The organism is Massilia sp. R2A-15 (assembly GCF_030704305.1).
GTDB lineage: Bacteria > Pseudomonadota > Gammaproteobacteria > Burkholderiales > Burkholderiaceae_D > JAFCUW01.
In genome coordinates, this window is sequence record NZ_CP131935.1 from 4,526,229 (window position 1) to 4,545,477 (window position 19,249).

General features: G+C 64.7%; 17 protein-coding genes. 12 read left to right on the top strand and 5 right to left on the bottom strand.

Annotated features, from left to right (window positions below):
• Nucleotides 1-29 precede the first annotated feature (29 nt).
• Nucleotides 30-1,352 (bottom strand): serine hydrolase, encoded by a 1,323-nt coding sequence (locus tag Q4S45_RS20905; RefSeq protein WP_305507323.1) that lies wholly within the window; start codon nucleotides 1,350-1,352, stop codon nucleotides 30-32.
• A gap of 209 nt (nucleotides 1,353-1,561) precedes the next feature.
• On the opposite strand from Q4S45_RS20905, the gene Q4S45_RS20910 reads away from it, so the two are divergent.
• The 9 genes from Q4S45_RS20910 (at nucleotide 1,562) to Q4S45_RS20950 (ending at nucleotide 10,613) form a co-directional block, all read left to right on the top strand.
• Entirely contained in the window at nucleotides 1,562-2,302 is a 741-nt protein-coding gene (locus Q4S45_RS20910) for a GntR family transcriptional regulator (RefSeq protein WP_305507324.1), read from the top strand.
• A gap of 90 nt (nucleotides 2,303-2,392) precedes the next feature.
• Nucleotides 2,393-3,274, top strand: a complete 882-nt coding sequence (locus tag Q4S45_RS20915) for an N-acetylmuramic acid 6-phosphate etherase (protein WP_305507325.1) — start codon at nucleotides 2,393-2,395, stop codon at nucleotides 3,272-3,274.
• Between the two features lie 45 nt (nucleotides 3,275-3,319).
• Nucleotides 3,320-4,585 (top strand): MFS transporter, encoded by a 1,266-nt coding sequence (locus tag Q4S45_RS20920; protein WP_305507326.1) that lies wholly within the window; start codon nucleotides 3,320-3,322, stop codon nucleotides 4,583-4,585.
• A complete protein-coding gene (locus Q4S45_RS20925; protein WP_305507327.1) occupies nucleotides 4,582-5,718 on the top strand; it encodes an acyltransferase family protein in 1,137 nt (378 codons plus the stop codon). Before Q4S45_RS20920 ends, Q4S45_RS20925 begins: the two co-directional genes overlap by 4 nt.
• Before the next feature lie 55 nt (nucleotides 5,719-5,773).
• Nucleotides 5,774-7,294: a glycoside hydrolase family 10 protein gene (locus Q4S45_RS20930; protein WP_305512168.1), complete on the top strand. Its 1,521-nt coding sequence runs from the start codon at nucleotides 5,774-5,776 to the stop codon at nucleotides 7,292-7,294.
• 6 nt (nucleotides 7,295-7,300) lie between these two features.
• Nucleotides 7,301-8,239 (top strand): N-acetylglucosamine kinase, encoded by a 939-nt coding sequence (locus tag Q4S45_RS20935; RefSeq protein WP_305507328.1) that lies wholly within the window; start codon nucleotides 7,301-7,303, stop codon nucleotides 8,237-8,239.
• Nucleotides 8,240-8,244: 5 nt separating this feature from the next.
• Entirely contained in the window at nucleotides 8,245-9,045 is an 801-nt protein-coding gene (locus Q4S45_RS20940; RefSeq protein WP_305507329.1) for an N-acetylmuramoyl-L-alanine amidase, read from the top strand.
• A 55-nt stretch (nucleotides 9,046-9,100) separates the two neighbouring features.
• Entirely contained in the window at nucleotides 9,101-9,997 is an 897-nt protein-coding gene (locus tag Q4S45_RS20945; RefSeq protein ID WP_305507330.1) for a LysR family transcriptional regulator, read from the top strand.
• Nucleotides 9,998-10,001: 4 nt separating this feature from the next.
• Nucleotides 10,002-10,613, top strand: a complete 612-nt coding sequence (locus tag Q4S45_RS20950; protein ID WP_305507331.1) for a M15 family metallopeptidase — start codon at nucleotides 10,002-10,004, stop codon at nucleotides 10,611-10,613.
• Between the two features lie 17 nt (nucleotides 10,614-10,630).
• Here the strand turns inward: Q4S45_RS20950 and Q4S45_RS20955 are convergent, their stop codons facing one another.
• On the bottom strand, nucleotides 10,631-11,341 hold the full coding sequence (locus tag Q4S45_RS20955; protein ID WP_305507332.1) for a hypothetical protein: 711 nt from the start codon (nucleotides 11,339-11,341) through the stop codon (nucleotides 10,631-10,633).
• A 225-nt stretch (nucleotides 11,342-11,566) separates the two neighbouring features.
• On the opposite strand from Q4S45_RS20955, the gene Q4S45_RS20960 reads away from it, so the two are divergent.
• Nucleotides 11,567-12,751 (top strand): Fic family protein, encoded by a 1,185-nt coding sequence (locus Q4S45_RS20960; RefSeq protein WP_305507333.1) that lies wholly within the window; start codon nucleotides 11,567-11,569, stop codon nucleotides 12,749-12,751.
• Between the two features lie 29 nt (nucleotides 12,752-12,780).
• Entirely contained in the window at nucleotides 12,781-13,476 is a 696-nt protein-coding gene (locus tag Q4S45_RS20965) for a dienelactone hydrolase family protein (RefSeq protein ID WP_305507334.1), read from the top strand.
• 22 nt (nucleotides 13,477-13,498) lie between these two features.
• On the opposite strand, the gene bla is transcribed toward Q4S45_RS20965, so the two are convergent.
• From bla to Q4S45_RS20980, 3 genes are read right to left on the bottom strand one after another with little or no spacing between them, the layout of a single operon-like run.
• The gene (bla, locus tag Q4S45_RS20970) at nucleotides 13,499-14,362 is read right to left on the bottom strand and encodes a class A beta-lactamase (RefSeq protein ID WP_305507335.1); all 864 of its coding nucleotides are present in this window, start codon (nucleotides 14,360-14,362) and stop codon (nucleotides 13,499-13,501) included.
• A complete protein-coding gene (gene dacB, locus Q4S45_RS20975; protein ID WP_305507336.1) occupies nucleotides 14,359-15,810 on the bottom strand; it encodes a D-alanyl-D-alanine carboxypeptidase/D-alanyl-D-alanine-endopeptidase in 1,452 nt (483 codons plus the stop codon). The genes bla and dacB overlap by 4 nt, the downstream gene beginning before the upstream one ends.
• A gap of 10 nt (nucleotides 15,811-15,820) precedes the next feature.
• Nucleotides 15,821-17,059 carry a nucleoside recognition domain-containing protein gene (locus tag Q4S45_RS20980; protein WP_305507337.1) on the bottom strand — a complete coding sequence of 413 codons (1,239 nt, stop codon included), beginning with the start codon at nucleotides 17,057-17,059 and terminating at the stop codon, nucleotides 15,821-15,823.
• 276 nt (nucleotides 17,060-17,335) lie between these two features.
• On the opposite strand from Q4S45_RS20980, the gene Q4S45_RS20985 reads away from it, so the two are divergent.
• Nucleotides 17,336-19,111 carry an ABC transporter substrate-binding protein gene (locus Q4S45_RS20985; protein ID WP_305507338.1) on the top strand — a complete coding sequence of 592 codons (1,776 nt, stop codon included), beginning with the start codon at nucleotides 17,336-17,338 and terminating at the stop codon, nucleotides 19,109-19,111.
• The last annotated feature ends 138 nt before the right edge of the window (nucleotides 19,112-19,249 follow it).

Below are 19,249 nucleotides of genomic sequence, written 5' to 3' on the forward strand. Positions count from 1 at the left end.
ACATTTATGTAATGTCGGGATCATCAATTCTAGTTGCTTAAACCCAATATTGCACCACGGTAAAGTGCGGTGAGGACGCGTTCCTCGAAGCGCGCCATCGACGAGTGGGCGCCGCGCCGGGTTTCCGGGTCGGCCGAGGTGCCGCCGACCAGAACCACCATGCCGTTTTTGGTGGCCGGATCGAACACGAAGGTCGATACCAGGCCGTAGGCGTCGCCATGGTGGCCGAGTCCGGCAAAGCCGCCGCCGTCCACCAGCGCGATGCCGGCCTGGTCGGGGAACTGCTGGTTGCCCAGGCCCCAGCAGTTGAACAGGCCGCGGTAGGTGTCGCCGTTCTTGCCGTCGAAGGTCCACTGGCGCTCGAACATGGCTGACAGCGTGGCCGGCTTGAGGATCCGGCGGCCGTCGATGGCGCCGCCGTTCATCATCATCTGCATCACGCGGCCCATGTCGCGGGCCGAGATGCGCAAGCCGCCGGTGGGGCTGAACGACGTCGCGTTGGTGCCCGGGACGTAGCGCTCGATGCCGGCCGGCGGCGTGGGCGCGCGGGTGCTGTAGTCGTCCACCTGGGCGATCCATGGACCGGCGCTGTCCCACACTTCGGTGTCGGTAGTGCGCTTGCGGTAGATAGTGGCGACGTTGGCCAGGTCTTCCGGCGAAAATTCCGACGGGTTGTAGCCGCCGTGCAGGCCCATCGGATCGAGCAGCAGGCGCTTCATCAGGCGGTCGAAACGCTCGCCTGTGACGCGCTCCATCAGGGTGCCGATTACGCCCCAGTTCAGGTTGCAGTAGTTGAAGTACTGTCCCGGTCCGGCATTTTTCGCCCACGCGCCCGGCGTAATGGCGGACGACAGCGCGGTGTCCAGCGGCCAGAAATAGCCGGCCTCGTCGCGCAGCGAGGAGGTGTGGGTCAGCAGCGTGCGCAGGGTCACCGGCTGGTCCGGGAAGTTCGGATTGCGGAGGGTGAAGCCTAAGTGAGCGCTCACATCGGCGTCCAGCGCGACCTTGCCGTCTTCGACCAGCCGCATCAGGCCGAGCGTGGTCATCATCTTCGAGATCGAAGCGATGCGGTACATGGTGCGCTCGTCGGCCGGGCGGCTTGGCGCGGCGGCGGTGGCGAGGAAGCGATGGCCGAACTGGCGCTGGTAGACCGGCTTGCCGGCGCGGATCGCCAGCACCGACAGGCTGGCCATCTGGCAGGCCGGGTCGCCGGCGATGTCCGATAACTCGCGGTCGAGCGCGCCGAACGGATTGCCGGCGATCGGATTGCCGGCGAGCGGCGCGGCGCGCAGGAGGTGGCTCATCCCGCCCATCAGGGCGAGTCCCAGCAAAGTGCGCCTGGTGTGTTTCATTCTGGCTTGTCCCTGTATCCCGTCTGCAACAGACGAGGTTTTTTCTTGCAGGATACGGGCTCGATTCGCTCCGATCCAATGAATTGAAGTAAATGCAGCATAACCTTTTGATATGCTTGCAATGCTTGCCGCCCGATCAGACCAATGCGGCTAAAATATGCGGCAAAATGCGCGCCTGCCAATGACGCCGACCGATCGAAAGACATTCAATGAGTAATACCAGTACCGATTTCCGCGCCGATTCGAACGACAATTCGCCGCTGTACATGCAGGTGGCGCGCAAGCTCATCGCCGATGTGCGCGAAGGCCGCTACCAGGTGGACCAGGCGCTGCCGTCCGAGCGCCTGCTGTCCGAGCAGCTCGACGTCTCGCGCGTGACCGCGCGCAAGGCGATCGACCAGCTGGTCGGCCAGGGACTGGTGGTGCGCCGCCGCGGCTCCGGCAATTACATCGCGCCGCGCATCGAGCAGCCGCTGTCGAACCTGTCGAGCTTTTCCGAGCAGCTGATGCAGCGCGGCTACCGCCCCAGCTCGCAGTGGCTGAAGCGCGCCATCGTGGTGGCCGCCGCCGACGAGCAGCTCAGCCTGGGCCTGTCGCCGCACACCCGCGTCGCGCGCCTCGAGCGCCTGCGCCTGGCCGACGACGTGGTAATGGCCTACGAAATCAGCGTGATCCCGGCCGCCGTGCTGCCGCGCCCGGAAATGGTCGGCGGTTCGCTGTACGAGCACCTGGGCCGGTCCGGCCACCTGCCGGTGCGCGCGCTGCAGCACATCCGCGCGATGAACGCACCGGCGCTGCTGGCGTCTCAGCTCGGCATCCCGGAAGGCCAGGCGGTGCTGTTCATCACCCGCATCGGCTACCTCGAATCGGGCCAGGCGGTGGAGCTGACGCATTCGTATTGCCGCAGCGACCATTATGACTTTGTGGCGGAAATGCGACGCGCTTCATAACCCTGCGGAATGCCTTGACCCGATCCTTTCATGGGATTGCCCGGGAGGTTGGTATTACACTGGTAGCATCGAACCCAATGTCAGACGGCGATGTTAAAAACTGAAACCCCTTCCCAGGACCACGCGCAGCTGGACCAGTATCCGACCACGGAGCTGATCAACGCGCTGGTGGACGACCAGCAGAACGCCGTGCGCGCCGTGCGCGCCGCGTCGCCGCGCATCGCCGCCGCCGTCACCGCCGCCGTGCCGCGCATCGAAGCGGGCGGTCGCCTGATCTACGTCGGCGCCGGCACCTCGGGCCGCCTGGGCCTGCTCGACAGCGTGGAACTGTATCCGACCTTCTCGTGGCCGCAAGAGCGCGCGCTGGCGCTGCTGGCCGGCGGCAGCAAGGCGCTGTACGTCGCCGTCGAAGGCGCCGAGGATGACCTCGAGCAAGGCGCGGCCGATCTGCGCGCCACCAACCCGACCCCGAACGACGTGGTGCTGCTGCTGGCCGCATCCGGCGGCACCCCGTACGTGCTGGGCGCGCTGCGCGCCGCGCGTGAAATCGGCGCGCTGACGGTGGGCTTCGCCAACAACGTCGATGCGCCAGTCGCCAACGAAGCCGAGATCGGCGTCACCCTGGACACCGGATCCGAGCTGATCTCGGGCAGCACGCGCCTGAAGGCAGGCACCTCGCAGAAAATCGCCCTGAATACGTTCTCCAGCGCATTAATGGTGCGTTTGAACAAGGTTTATGGCAACCTGATGGTAGACTTGAAGCCGACCAACGCCAAGCTGGTGAAGCGCGCAGTGACCCTGACGATGATTGCGACGGGCGCCGACGAGCCCGCAGCCCGCGCCGCGCTGGAGCAGTGCGATTTCCACGTCAAGGTCGCCATCGTGGCCCTGTCCAAACAAACCAGTATCGATCAGGCCCGGGCATTGCTCGAGGCGGCGCGCGGCAGCGTGCGCCAGGCGCTCGCCGCGTAACCGGGCGGCGCCCGGCGCCCTGTGCCGCGCGATCACGAAAGTTTTATGCAAACATCGCAAGTGAAGAGTCCGTGGCTGTGGGTGCCGTCGCTGTATTTCGGCCAGGCCATTCCGTACGTGGTCGTCATGATGCTGTCTGTGATCATGTACAAGGCCAACGGCATTTCCAACACCGACATCGCGCTGTACACCAGCTGGCTGTACCTGCCGTGGGTGATCAAGCCGCTGTGGTCGCCCTTCGTCGACATGTTCCGCACCAAGCGCTTCTGGATCGTCGGCCTGCAGCTGCTGATCGGCGCCGCGCTCGGCCTGGTCGCGCTGACCATGCACCTGCCCACCTTCTTCCAGATGAGCCTGGCCGTGCTGTGGCTGATGGCGTTCAGCTCGGCCACCCATGACATCGCCGCCGACGGCTTCTACATGCTGGGCCTGCGCCAGCAGCACCAGGCCGCGTTCGTCGGCGTGCGCAGCACCTTTTACCGGCTTGGCATGCTGGCCGGCCAGGGTGCGCTGGTCTTCCTCGCCGGCCAGCTGACCGAACGCACCGGCGACGTGCGCTTCGCCTGGTCGGTGGTGTTCTTCGTGCTGGCCGCGATGTTCCTGGCGCTGTGCGTCTATCACCACTTCATGCTGCCGCGCCCGGCGGAGGACCACGCGGTAACGAAGGGCGGCAACCCGCTGGGCGAATTCTTCGCCACCTTCGGCGCCTTCTTCAGGAAACGCGAAATCTGGCTGATCCTTGGTTTCATCCTGACCTTCCGCCTGGGCGAGTCGCAGCTGCTGAAACTGGCCGCGCCCTTCCTGATGGACCCGGTCGCCAAGGGCGGCCTGGGCCTGACTACTTCGCAGGTGGGCGTGGCCTACAGCACCGTCGGCGTGATCGCGCTGACCCTGGGCGGCCTGCTCGGCGGCTACGTGATTTCGCGCCTGGGCCTGAAGCGCTGCCTGTGGCTGATGGTGCTGGCCGTGCACATCCCCGACCTCGTGTTCGTGTACCTGGCCAGCGCGCAGCCGCAGAATTTCTACCTGATCTGCACCTCGCTGGCGCTGGAGCAGTTCGGCTACGGCTTCGGCTTCACCGCCATGATGATGTACATGATCATGGTCGCGGAAGGCGAGCACAAGACCGCGCACTACGCGATCTGCACCGGCCTGATGGCGCTCGGCATGATGGTGCCCGGCATGGTCAGCGGCAAGATCCAGGAAATCCTCGGCTACCAGCACTTCTTCATCTACGTCTGCCTGATGACGATCCCGGCCTTCATCATGGCCGCGCTGGTGAAGATCGACCCGGAATTCGGCAAGAAATGAACTTCGGACGGCTGAACTCGCTCGACGCCTTCCGCGGCTTCACCATCGCCGCCATGCTGCTGGTGAACAACCCGGGCGACTGGAACAACCTGTATCCCCAGCTGGAACACGCGAAGTGGAACGGCTGGACCTTCACCGACACCATCTTCCCGTTCTTCCTGTTCATCGGCGGCGTGTCGATGGCACTGTCGCTGGGGCGCCTGGCGGCCGCCGGCGCCGACAAGCCGCGCCTGCTGCGCAAGCTGGCCCTGCGCGCCCTGCTGATCTTCGCGATCGGCTTCGCGCTGAACGTAGTCCCGTATTTCAACTGGCCGATCGTGCGCATTCCCGGCGTGCTGCAGCGCATCGCGATCTGCACGCTGCTGGCCGCGCCGATCGTGGTGTATTGCAGCTGGCGCCAGCAGCTGGCGTGGATTGTGGGCCTCCTGGCCGCGTACTCGGTGTTGATGCTTTACGTGCCGGTGCCGGAGTTCGGCGCCGGCGTGCTCGAGCCGGGCAAGGACATCGGCGCTTATCTCGACCGCCTGCTGCTCGGCAAGCACCTGTGGATCCAGTCGAAGACGTGGGACCCGGAAGGCTTCGTCTCCACCCTGCCGGCATTGGGCAGCCAGCTGATCGGCGTGCTGGCGGGCCGCTGGCTGTTGAGCAGTGCGCCGCGCACCGAGCAGACCGTCTGGATGCTCCTGATCGGCCTCTTGCTGCTGGCGCTGGGCTCCATCCTCGACGCGATCCTCATGCCGATCAACAAGAGCCTGTGGACGCCGTCGTTCTGCCTGTTCATGAGCGGCTGGGCGCTGGTGGCGTTTTCGGCGTTCTACTGGCTGCTGGATGTGAACCCGAGCGCCGCGGTGCGCGAAGCGGCCGGCCGCTGGAGCAAGCCCTTCGTCATCTACGGCATGAACGCGCTGTTCATTTTCGCGCTGTCGGGCCTGATCGCCAAGATGCTCGGCTTTATCGAATTCGCCCAGCCGGACGGCAGCAAGGTCTCGCTCGGCAAGCTGCTGTACGCGCCGGTCAAGGCGCTGCCGATCGCGCCGGTCAACACCTCGCTGCTGTACGCCCTGCTGTTCAACGCCTTCATGTTCAGCATCGCCTGGCTCATGTGGCGCAAGAAATGGTTCGTCAAAGTCTAGATTCCCGGGAGTCGATTTGCCTCATTTGAAAAAACGCGCACTCGTGCTGGCCGCCATGGCCGCCCTGCTGGCCAGCTGCACCACCATCAAGAAGCCATCCGCGCCGGTGGTGTCCGCGCCAACCGAATTGCCGCCGGCGTCGCCGCATGAATTCCGCGCCGCCTGGGTCTCGACCGTCGCCAACATCGACTGGCCGACAAAGCAGAACCTGAACGCCGCGCAGCAGCAGGCCGAAGCGATCGCGATCCTGGATCGCGCCAAGGCGCTGAACATGAACGCGGTGGTGCTGCAGGTGCGCCCTTCCGCCGACGCGATCTATCCGTCGAAGCTGGAGCCGTGGACCGAGTACCTGACCGGCGCGCAAGGCACGCCGCCGCAGCCGATGTACGATCCGCTGGCGTTCTGGGTCGCGCAGGCGCATGCGCGCGGGCTGCAGCTGCACGCCTGGTTCAATCCCTACCGCGCGCGCCACCCTGGCGCGAAGTCGCCGCTGGCCGCCAATCACATCGCGAAGACCAATCCGGCCGCGGTGAAAACCTACGGCAAGCACTTGTGGATGGACCCGGCCGAGGATTCGGCGTCGAAGCAGACCCTGGACGTGGTGCTCGACGTGGTGCGCCGCTACGACATCGACGGCGTGCACATCGACGACTATTTCTACCCGTACCCGATCGAGGCGCCGAACGCCGAGGGCGGCGCGGCCGCGCTGGACGGCAACGGCGCGGCGAAGGCCGAACTGGACTTTCCCGACCAGCCGGCCTGGCAGCGTTACCTCGCTTCCGGCGGCAAGCTCGACCGCGCATCGTGGCGGCGCCAGAACGTCAACCACTTGATCGAGGCGCTGTACACCGGTATCCACAAGGAGAAGAACTGGGTGCTGTTCGGCATCAGCCCGTTTGGCCTGGGCAAGCCGGATCGCCGTCCGGCCGGCATCATGGGCTTTTCCCAGTACGACAAGCTGTACGCCGACGCCGAGCTGTGGCTCGAATCGGGCTGGCTCGACTACCTGTCGCCGCAGCTGTACTGGGCGATCGACCAGAAGCCGCAGGCCTATGACGTGCTGCTCGATTACTGGATCGCGCAGAACCGCAAGGGCCGCCACATCTGGCCGGGCCTGTTCACCAGCCGGATCGGCGCGCCGAGCAAGGATTATCCGCCGGCGGAGATCATCGATCAGATCAAGGTGACCCACGCGCGTCCTGGCGCGACCGGCCACGTGCATTTCAGCATGGCCGCGCTGATGGAAAACCGCAAGGGCATCAGCGACCAGCTGAAGGCCGCGCACTACGCCTCGCCGGCGCTGGTGCCTGCGACGCCGTGGCTGGCCGGCGCGAAGCCGGGTGCGCCAGTCGTTACCGCGAAACGCGAAGCGGGCGCGGTCAGCCTGAAACTCGCGCCGGGCAAGGGCGATGCGCAGTACGCTATCTGGTCGCGCTACGGCAGCGAGTGGCGCTTTACCGTGGCGCCGGCCTCGCAGGCGGAAGTGCGCCTGGCGGGCGAGCCGGCCGCGGTGTTCGTCAACGCGGTCGACCGCTTGGGTAACGAAAGCGCGCCGGTCGCGGTGCTGGGGAAGTAAGAAGTCATGTGGAATCTGGAACTGGAACCCGATAGCACGCTTGGCCTCGGCATCGACGCCGGCGGCACGCAGACGCGCTGGGCGCTGGCCGAGCCGGACGGCCGCATCGTCGCGGAAGGCCAGGTCGCCGGCCTGTCGGCACTGCAGATGAGCAGCGGCTCGGGACGCCAGGCCGTGTACGCCAACTTCGCCATGCTGGCGCAGGCGGTGCTGCAGCACGGCCGCCCCAGCCGGGTGCGCGCCGGCCTGACCGGCTTCGGCGGCGACGGCGAGCAATTGCAGCGCTGGCTGTCGGAACTGCTGCAGATCCGCACGCGCGCCATCACGCTGTCCAACGATATCGAAATCGCTTACCTCGGCAGCTTTGCGCCGGGCGAAGGCTACCTGGTGTACGCCGGCACCGGCTCGATCGGCGCCTGGATCGATGAGCACCACGTGTTCCATCGCGCGGGCGGGCGCGGCGTCATGCTCGACGACGGTGGCGGCGGTTTCTGGATCGCGCGCGAAGCCTTGCGCCTGATCTGGCGCAACGAGGACGAGCGCCCCGGCGCCTGGCAGGACTCGCCGATGGCGCGCGCCGTGTTCGCGCACATTGGCGGCGAAGACTGGTCGCAATCGCGCCAGTTCATCTACGGCCAGGAACGCGGCGAAGTGGGCAAGCTGGCGCTGGCCGTCGCCGCGACCGCCGACACCGATCCGGCCGCCGCGGCCATCCTGCACAGCGCCGGTGAAGAGCTGGCGCGGCTGGGCAAGGCGCTGATCTCGCGCTTTGGTCCGCGGCCGGTGGTGCTGGCGGGGCGCGCGTCTGCGCTGCATCCGATCATCCTGCAGACGATGCGCGCCGCGATGCCGGCCGATACCGATCTCACGCAAGCCGTGGGACAAGCGCACTATGCGGCGGCGCGCATCGCCGCGAAAGAAAACCTTCCACACCAACCTGACTGAAGCCGATGAAAAAAACACTGCTCGCCACGCTCATGATCGCTCTGCTCGCCGGCTGCGCCGCGCCGGGGCCGCGCATCGACCACTCGCTGACCGCCAAGGCGCAGAGCAGCCGTGTCAAGTTCATCATCGTGCACTACACGGTGAGCAACCTGCCGGGATCGATCCGGACCCTCACCCAGGAAGGCGTCAGCGCCCACTACCTGCTGACCGACGAGGCCGCGCCGCGCGCGTACGCGCTGGTGGACGAGACGCGCCAGGCGAACCACGCCGGCGTGTCGAACTGGAAGAACTACACGCTGCTCAACAGCAGCTCGATCGGCATCGAGATCGTCAATCCCGGCTTCACCACCGACGCCAACGGCGTGCGCACCTGGTACCCGTTCCCGCAGGCGCAGATGGACCAGCTGATCCTGCTGCTCAAGGACCTCGTCGCCAAGCACCACGTGCCGCCCGAGAACATCCTCGGCCACAGCGACATCGCGCCGGGCCGCAAGCAGGATCCGGGACCGATGTTCCCGTGGTTCCAGCTGGCGCAGGCCGGCCTGATCGTGTGGCCCGACGCGGCGCGCGTGACGGCGGTGCGGCCGCAGTTCGACGCCGCGCTGCCGGATGTGGCATGGTTCCAGAAGCGCCTGGCGCAGTGGGGCTACGCGACGCCGCAGACCGGCGAGCTCGACCAGGCGACGCGCAACGTGCTGACCTCGTTCCAGATGAAATACCGTCCGGCCATCATCGACGGCACGCCGGACGCCGAGACCGCGGCGCTGCTTGACGTGCTGACAACCCCGGCGCCGAAAGCGCCCTGATTGAACGCGGCGGAGGAATTTTTCCTATATGCTGCGAAAAAAGGAAGGATAGGACATGCGCCTCCGCCACATCGAAGTATTCCACGCCATCATGCAGGTTGGCACCATCAGCGGCGCCGCCCAGGTGCTGCACATCTCGCAGCCGGCGGTGACCAAGGTGCTGCAGCACGCCGAGCTGCAGCTGGGCATGCCGCTGTTCGAGCGCGTGCGCGGCAAGCTGTATCCGAAGCCGGAAGCGCACCGCCTGTTCGTCGAGACCGAAAAGCTCAACCGCGACCTGCAGGGCATCCGCCGCCTCGCCGCCAGCCTCAAGGGCCGCGCGGTCGAGACCATCCGCCTGGTGTCCACGCCGACCATTGCGATCAGCGTGCTGCCGGCGGCGATGTCGGCCTGGCGCCGCGACTTCCCGCAGACGCGCTGCGAACTGGCCACCTTCCACACCAGCGAAATCGTCAACGCGCTGCGCCTGGGCGAAGCCGACCTCGCCTTGTCGCTGCAGGACCCGCGCCATCCCGGCATCGTCGCCGAGCCGCTGGCGCAAGGCGTGATGACCGTGATCGCGCCGGCGGGCACCTGGAGCGACGCCGACCTGAAATTGCCGATCACGCCCGCGGGCCTGTCCGGCGAACTGATCGGCCACGCCGAGAACGACCCGCTGGGTGAGCAGGTGGTGGCCGCCTGCGAGGACGTGGACGTGTCGCCGGTGTTCCACACGGTGGTGCAGACCTACCAGATCGCCCGTTCGCTGGTCGAGGCCGGCGCCGGCATGGCGGTGGTCGATCCGTTCACGGCGGCGTCGGGCGGCGACAAAGTGCAGCGGCGTCCGTGGGCGCCCGCCATTCCCGTGCAGTTGTTCCTGCTTACCGCGAGCCATTCGCCGCTGTCGCACGGCGCGCGCGAACTGGCCAACAGCATCGGCGCGACCGCGCGCGCCTGTATTCAAAAGGTATAAATCAATGAAGTACACAGTGGCCAGCGAAGAGATCGCCGGCAGCGAAGAATTCCGTCATCTGTCGACCATCGAAGGCATCGCGGTCGATTTGCGTTACGCGACCGCCGACAACTTCGTCGGGCGCGACCTGTACTCCCCGTTCGACTGCGCGTGGTTGCACCGCGACGCGGCGCTGGCGTTGGAGAAAGTGGTGGCTTACCTGGCCGAACGCCGGCCGGGCGCGAAGGCGCTGGTGTTGGATGCGTTGCGGCCGCAGCGGGTGCAGCAGCAGCTGTGGGACGCGCTCGACGGCACCGACTTGCAGATGTATTTGGCCAATCCGGAGCGCGGCTCGATCCACTCGTTCGGCATGGCGCTCGACATCACGATCCTCGATGAAGAAGGGCGCGAGCTCGACATGGGCACAGGCTTCGACGACCTGACCGAGCGCTCGCATCCGAAGCTCGAGCCGGAGTTGCTCGCGCGCGGCGAGATCACCGAGCAGCACATCGCCAACCGCCAGCTGCTGCGCGACGCCATGTTCCAGGCCGGCTTCCACGGCATCAATACCGAGTGGTGGCATTTCGACTGCGGCGACCGCGCCGTGGTGCGCGAGACCTTCCGCCGCGTGCTCTAAGATCCAACTGCAATGCGCTATTTGAGCGGGTAGAGAAGACCCGGCGCGATGGTGCGTGCCGGGCACGACAGCCAATCGAAGAAGGCGCGGTGATTATCCTTGATTAATTTTGCCGTGAGATTTCTCAGCGCCCATTGGCAGTAGTATTCCCGGATCGCTTGCACCTGATCCTTGTTGTCCGGGATCGCCTGCCAGCTCACAAAGTCAGGCAGGAGCGCCGCCCCATCCGTGTCAATCTGCTTGATGCGGGCAGCCGACTCGATACTTATCCCCAGAAAGCCCCCTTCGCCGTGCACTACCGGGCCGATTGCGGTTGCAAGCATCGTTTTGGTTGCAGGCATTCCTTCATTCAACTGGACTTTGGCCCATGGCGCGGAGCGGCTCGCCACTATTCCGTGCATGGTGGCCTCCTGATATTCCGCGTACGCATAGTACGTGACGCTGCGATGCTGCTGCGGCGGCCAGGTCGTGGGAAAAGGAGGGGTCAGCTGAAGATCCCACTCGATGCGCTCCATCTTTCCTGTCATGAAGTGCCGAGCATCCTTGACGTACTTATCGAATTTTGCCCAGTCTTCGGCCAGGAACTGGCGGACATCATTCTTGGACAGTTCCGAGATCTCGACAGGCCGGTTATCAATGAAGAACTGTCCCGCCGCGGCAGGAAAGACTGCGCACGCGGCAAGCAAGGCGACGGCGGCATGCGAGGATATGCGCAAGAATGGCATCATCACAACTTCCCATAAGTGAATCGAATGAGTAGTCTGACATCGTGTTTGATGAAAAGTCTCACCAATTGTCTCGCGCACTCAAAAAAGCGCCAACAAATCGGACTCATCTAAATACTTCACCGCGTCGATTTGCTGGCGGTGCGCCATACGTTCCGCCGCGTGCTGTAGGTGATTTCGCCAACCTTGGGGGGGTGAGTCGATAATCTCTCGTAATCGACTCAAAAAATGAGTCGATTGCGTGCTATATTCGGCTCATCGCCTGTTTTTTCCACTGCTATGGATAACCGCCCCCTCATCTGGCAAGAACCGGATTGGCCGGAATTTCGCTACGACGCCACACTGGTCGCTGCCGAGATTGCACGCGCCCGGCGCGCTCAGGGCGTGGTTGAAGGAAAGCTTGCCGCGCTCGGTTTCGCCCAACGAACGACACTCGCCGCCGAAGCCTGGAGCCAGGAAGCGGTCGCGACGGCGGCCATCGAAGGCGAGCGGCTCGACTTGTTGGCAGTGCGGTCTTCGGTGGCCCGGCGCCTTGGTGTCGGCAGCGAAAAGGGTTCCAATGTGCCCCGGCACATCGATGGCTTGCTCGACATCATGGACGACGCTGTCCGGAATGCAACTGACGCGCTAAGCCATGCGCGGCTGCAAGGCTGGCAGGCCGCTATGTTTCCCACAGGTTTTTCAGGCATGTCCAGGATCGTTGTGGGCGCCTATCGCGAGCATGCAGAGCCAATGCAGATTGTCAGTGGCCGGATAGGCGGCGAGAAAGTGCACTTCGAAGCCCCTCCGTCTTCTCATATGGCGGCCGAAATGGATGCACTGCTTGCCTGGTTCAATGCCCGAACCGAACCGGACACCCTGGTGCAAGCAGCAATCGCCCACCTGTGGTTTGAGACTATCCATCCATTTGAAGACGGGAATGGGCGGGTTGGCCGCGCCATTATCGACCTGATTCTCGCGCGGGACAGCGGCGAAACAAGTCGCTTGATGCGCATTTCTCAACGCCTGCTGGAGCGGCGAGACGATTACTATAGCGAGCTGGAACGCGCCCAGCACGGAGCGCTCGATGTGACGCAGTGGGTCGTGTGGTTTGTCACACAAGTGCGCATCGCGTGCGAGGAGGCATCGGTGGCTATCGACGAATCGTTGGAGAAAGCGCGATTCTGGCAGGCGCATCGGGAAAAGGAACTATCGCCCCGCCAACGCAAGATGCTCAATGTATTGCTGGATGCCGGCCCCGATGGTTTCGAAGGAGGCATGAGCACAAGGAAGTACGAGAGCCTGACGGGCGCTTCCCGGGCGACGTCGTCGCGCGACCTGACCGAACTCGAAGACAAGGGAATCTTGCTGCGCGCCGGAAGTGGCCGTTCAACCCGGTACTATCTGGCCATTCCAGGGTGGGGAACGCAGTAGTTTATGGAAAACTTTAAGGGAAAAACCGAATGAGCGAATACATCACCATCGACACCCCCGACGGCAGTTTCCAGGCATACCTGGCGCGTCCGGAGTCGCTGCCGGCGCCTTCCGTCGTCGTCATCCAGGAGATTTTTGGCGTCAACCTCGACCTGCGCGACACCTGCGACGCGCTCGCCGCGCAAGGTTATCTGGCGGTGAGCCCCGATCTGTTCTGGCGCCAGGAACCGGGCGTGGAATTGTCCGACCATAGCCCGGATGAAAGGAAGAAAGCCTTTGCACTGTTAAGCGCCTTCGACCGCGATGCCGGCGTTGGCGACATCGCGGCGACCATGGCAGCCGCGCGCGCGCTGCCGGGCGCCAGCGGAAAAATCGGTGTGATGGGTTTTTGCATGGGCGGCCTGATGACCTTTCTCACCGCCGCGCGGGTTGGCGCCGATGCCGCGGTGGTGTATTACGGCGGACGGATGGACAAGTATCTCGATGAGGCGGACGACATCACGACGCCGCTGATGGTGCACCTTGGCGAGGACGACGAGTACATTCCGAAACCTGCGCAGGAGGCGATTACCGCGGCGCTCGCGGACAATCCGCTGGCCCATGTGTTCACCTATCCGGGCGCTAACCACGCGTTCGCGCGCCATCGCGGCACGCACTACGACGCTGACGCCGCCGCCCTGGCCAACGGCCGCACCGCCGAATTCTTCGAGCGCCATCTCAAGTAGGCGGTGAAACCAGTACTTCGATTCATGCCGCGGCCAGTGCGGCGACCACAGCGCGCGTTGCCGCCGCCACCACATCGCTGCGGTTGTCGGCGTGCTTTTCCGGCTGCGTGAAGAAGACGACGATGACGATCGGCGCCGCGTTCGGCGGCCACACGACGGCGATCGTATTGGTGGTGCCGTAGCTGCCCGATCCGGTCTTGTCGGCCACTTTCCAGCCGGCCGGCACGCCCGCGCGGATGCGTTCAAAGCCGGTGGTGCTGGTCGCCATCCAGTCGACTAATTGCGCGCGCTGGGCCGGCGGCAAGGCGTCGCCCAGCGCGATTTTCTCCAGCGTTTCCATCATCGCCACCGGCGTCGTGGTGTCGCGCACGTCGCCCGGAATGGCGCTGTTCAATTCGGTTTCCCAGCGGTCGAGGCGGAACTCGGTGTCGCCCAGCGAACGCGCAAACGCCGTCACCGCGGCCGGTCCGCCGATCTGCTTCATCAGCAGGTTGGCAGCAGTGTTGTCGCTCAGCTGCAGTGTCGCCGCGCACAGTTCGGCGTTGGTCATGCCGTCGGCGACGTGCTTCTCCGTCACCGGCGAATACGTGACGAGGTCGTCCTTGCTGTAGTGGATGCGCTTGCCCAGCCATTCCGGCCCGCGCGCCAATATACTTGACGACGCAAGTACTTTGAAGGTGCTGCACATTGGGAAGCGTTCGGCGCCGCGATAGTTCAGGCGAATCTTGCGTCCGGTGTCGAACGTGGCGACGCCAAGCCGGCCGCCGGAGGCCTTTTCAATCTGCTGGATCGCGGACGCGAAACCATTTTCGCGTGGCGCGGCGAACGCGCAGCCAACCAGCGGCGCCGCCGCCGCAGTCAGCAGGAAGCCACGCCGCGAGATCATTGCGCGCCCAGCCGCGCCACCCAGTCCACCAGCGTATCGAGCACCGCGCGGCCCTTGCCATTGCTGACCTGGTCGCTGTTGATCATCGCCACCACCACGCACTGCTGGCCCAGCGCGTCGCGCACGTAGCCGGCCACCGCCGTCACGTTCGACAAGGTGCCGGTCTTCATGCGCGCGTGGCCCGCCGCGGGACTGTCCTTCAAGCGCTTGCGCATGGTCCCGTCCACCGCGACGATCGGCATGCTGGCCTGGAACTCCGGCGCCCAGTCGCTGCGCAGCCCGGCCTTCAGCAGGCCGCCCATCTGCGCCGGGCTGATGCGCTCCAGGCGCGACAGGCCGGAACCGTTTTCCAACACCAGGCCGGTGTCGTCGATGCCGTGGCCGCGCAGCCACCCGCGCACTGCCGCGTCGGCGCGCGCGAAGGTGGTCTCGCTGCTCGCCGCCAGCGGCCGGCTGCCCAGCTTCGGATCGGCTTCCAGGCTACCCATGCTGAGGAACACCGTGCGCGCCAGCGTGTTGTCGGACGGCTTGTTGATGTCGCGGACCACTTCCGGCAGCGCGCGCGCGACGTGCTCGGCCAGCAGCGTCGACTCCGGCGCCGCGACGCCATCGACCACGTCGCCGCCGAACTTGCCGCCCAGTTTTTTCCACGTGGCGCGGAACAGCCGGCCCACGTAATCCTGGCGGTCCACCACGTTGATGCTGTAGCCGCGCGCGCAGTTTTTCGGGAAGGTACCGTGCAGCACGACCTTGATGCGGCCGTCGATCTGCTGCGCTTCCGGCACCTTCCAGCCGTCCTCCCACTTGGCGCAGTCGGCGTCGACCAGCCGCATGTCCGAGCCGATGGTCACTTTTTCCAGCGGCGGCTGCATCACCAGCTGCAGCTTCTTGTCGGTCGAGCGCATGTCGATCTGCAGCATGTTTTTGTTGACCAGCAACGCATCGGGAATCACGTTGTAGTACGCCTCGGGCGCCTCGTCGAACGGCGCCAGGCCGATGTCGCTGCGCGCCGGCGTGAACACCGAGCGGTCCAGCACCAGGTTGCCGTCGATGCGCTTGATGCCCTGGTTGCGCAGCGTTTGCAGCATCGTCTCCAGTGCTTCGCCGGAGAAATCGGCGTCGGCGCCGCCGCGCAGCACCAGGTCGCCCTTCAGCACGCCCCTGACCACCTCACCGGACGACCGTAACTCCGTGCGGCCCTTGAACACCGGACCCAGCGTCTCGAGGCCGACCAGCGTTGTCACCAGCTTCATGGTCGATGCCGGCTGCATCGGGCGGTCCGCCAGGTGCGACAGCAAGGTGGTGTCGCCGCGCAGCACCAGCACGCTGATGGCGTCCTGCGGAATGCCGGTGGCGGCCATCTTCGCGCTCAAGGGCTCGGGCAGCTGGGCCTGCGCCAGCGGCAGCCAGGCGGTGATCAATGCGGCGAGGGCGATGCGTCGAAACATCCAATGCTCCTTAATGGAAGAACAGGTAGGCAACGAAAATGGCGGCGACGATGCCGGCGAAATCGGCGATCAGGCCGTACGAGATCGCGTAGCGCGTCTTGCGGATGCCGACCGAACCGAAATACAGCGCGACGATGTAGAAGGTGGTGTCGGCCGAGCCCTGGAAAATGCAGGCGAGGCGGCCGACGAAGGAGTCGACGCCGTAGGTTTTCATGGCGTCGATCATCATCGCCTTCGAGCCGCTGCCCGACAGCGGCTTCATCAGCGCGGTTGGCAGGGCCGGCGTGAAGTCGGTGTTCACGCCCAGGTGGACGAACACCCAGTTCAAGCCGTTGACGACGTAGCCCATCACGCCCGAATTGCGGATCACGCTGATCGCCACCAGCATGCCCACCAGGTAGGGGATGATGGTCAGCGACGTCTGGATGCCGCCCTTGGCGCCCTCGATGAAGGCGTCGTACACGTTGACCTTCTTGCGCATCGCGCCGACGATGAACACGATGATGATCGAAAACAGGATCAGGTTGCTGGCCACCTTGGACACCAGCTCGATTTCCTGCTTGGAGAGGAAGTTGGTGAAGTACCAGATCAAGAGGCCGATGGCGGCGGTCATGCCGCCCAGCCAGGACAGCACCACGCCGTTGAGCAGGTTGATGCGCTGCTTGAGCGACACCGCGATGATGCCGGTGACGGTCGCCACGTAGGTCGCGATCATGCACGGGATGAAGATGTCGGACGGGTCCTTCGCGCCGAGGATGGCGCGCTGGGCCATGATCGCCAGCGGGATCAGGGTCAGGCCGGAGGTGTGCATCACGAGGAACATGATCTGCGCGTTGCTGGCCGTGTCCTTGTTCGGGTTCAGCGTTTGCAGGCTTTCCATCGCCTTCAGGCCGAACGGGGTGGCGGCGTTGTCGAGGCCCAGCAGGTTGGCCGAGAAATTCATCACCATGTGGCCGGTGGCCGGATGATCCTTCGGCACTTCCGGGAAGATGCGCGAGAAGAACGGCGAGATGATCTTCGCCAGCCAGCCGACCGCGCCGGCTTTCTCGCCGATGTTCATGATGCCCAGCCACAAGGTCATCACGCCGGCCAGCGGCAGCGCGATTTCCATCACGCCCAGCTTGGCCGAGTCGAAGGTGCCGTCGACGATGCGCTTGAAAATTTCGGTATCGCCCAGAAAGATCCACTGCGCCAGCGCCGCGAGGAAACCTACCAGGAAAAAACCAGACCAGATGTAATTCAGTGCCATTGTCGTCGACTATATGCGTATTGGATGAGCACGATTGTGCAGCGAGAGTATAGGCCGAGTGCGGGGTGGGAGGATGAAAGAATGCGCTGGAGCCATGCAAAAAAGTTATGAGTTCAAAATGGGGTCAGTTGGCATATCATACGAGCCGCATAGTTCGACCAACCTATACCCTGTCGTTCCTGCGCAGGCAGGAACCCATGCTGAAGTCGCATTCAGGCTCAGTATGGGTTCCAGCCTTCGCTGGAACGACGGCAGAAATCACGCCGGCCCTTCCATATGAACCTCAGATTTACCGCCGCAGCCTTCATGTTCGCGCTCTCCAGCATCGGCCCTGCCTCCGCCGCCGAGCCGAAAGTGCTGCACATGTTCCTGTCGACCAGCGAAACCGGCCTCGACCCGGCGGTGGCGTCCGACATCGCCTCGCTCAGCCTGCTGGAGAACCTGTTCGACCCGCTGCTGCGCTACGACTACCTGGCGCGCCCGGTGAAACTGCGCGAAAACACCACGGTGGCGATGCCCACGATCGAAGACGGCGGCCTGACCTACACCTTCAAGCTGCGCCCGGGCATCTACTTCACGCCAGACCCGGCCTTCAAGGGCGCCAAGCGCGAAGTGACGGCCGCCGACTACGTCTACAGCCTGAAACGCCTGTACGACCCGATGCTCAAATCGCCCTGGCTGAGCCTGTTCGAAGGCAAGATCGCCGGCGACCGCGCGCTGCACGACAAGTTCAGCTACGACACCCCGATCGAGGGCATCAGGGCCATCGACCGCTATACCCTGCGCATCCGCCTGTCGGCCCCCGACAACAATTTCCTGTTCTACCTGGCCACGCCGGCGACCGGCGTGGTGGCGCGCGAGGTGGTCGAGGCGTATCCGAACCAGGCCGGCAACCACCCGGTCGGCAGCGGCCCGTTCATGGTGGGCGACTGGAAGCACAGCGACAAGATCGTGCTGCTGGCCAATCCGGACTCCACCGCCGTATTCCATTCCACGCCCGCCCCGGACGCCGCCAGCCAGGCGATCGCCCGCGCGCTCGAAGGCAAGCGCTTGCCGCTGGTGGACAAGGTGGAAGTGAAGATCGCCGAGGAATTCCAGGGCCGCATGCTGGGCTTCCTGGGCGGCGAGTACGACTACCTCGAACAGGTGCCCGAATCGATGACCGACATGGTGATCGCCGACGGCAAGCTCAAGCCGGCCCTCGTCGCGCAGGGCATGGAGCTGTCGCGCTTCCCGGTGATGCAGACCTACTACATGTGGATGAACATGGAGAACCCGCTGATCGGCGGCTACAGCAAGGAAAAGGTGGCGCTGCGGCGCGCCATTTCGCTGGGCTACGACAGCGCCGAGGACATCGCGCTGCTGAAGAAGGGCTTCGCCATCAAGGCGCAGTCCCCGGTGGCGCCCAACGTGCTCGGCTACGACCCGGCTTACCGCAGCCCGGTGCCCTACGATCCGGCGCTGGCCAACGCCCTGCTCGACCGCTTCGGCTATACCCATCGCGACGCGGACGGGTTCCGGCGCACCCACGACAACCAGCCGCTGACCCTGACCATGCACAGCGAGGCGACCGCCAGCGGACGCCTGCGCGACGAGCTGTGGCGCAAGAACCTGAACGCCATCGGCCTGCGCGTGGTGTTCGTCACCGACAAGAAGACCGAGATCATCAAGGCCTCGCGCCTGGGCAAGGTGATGATGTTCGAGAGCAACTGGATCGCCGATTTCCCCGACGGCGACAACTTCTACCAGCTGCTGTACGGCCCCAACGCGGGCCGCGCAAATTACGCGCGCTTCAACCTGCCGGCCTACAACGAGCGCTACGAGCAGGCGCGCACGCTGGCCGATTCGCCAGAACGCCAGAAGCTGTATTTCGAGATGAACCAGCTGATCCACGCCTACAACCCGTGGGTGCCCCTGTCCCATGTGATCTCGGCCGATATCCGCCAATCGTGGCTTAAAAACTACACGCGGCACCCGGTTGAGTTCACCGCATGGCGATATCTCGATATTGACCTTGCGCAGCGGAAACGGGCAAGTAGAATGGCGCGCTAAGCCTGTGAGCGCAGGTTATGACCCCATACATTCCATAAAGTTATAGTTGACGCAGGTTAATTCATTGGATGGAGTCGAGCCCGTGCGCTTACTCTCGAATGTCGTATTAATGTAATGCAAAGACATTACAAAATAAAA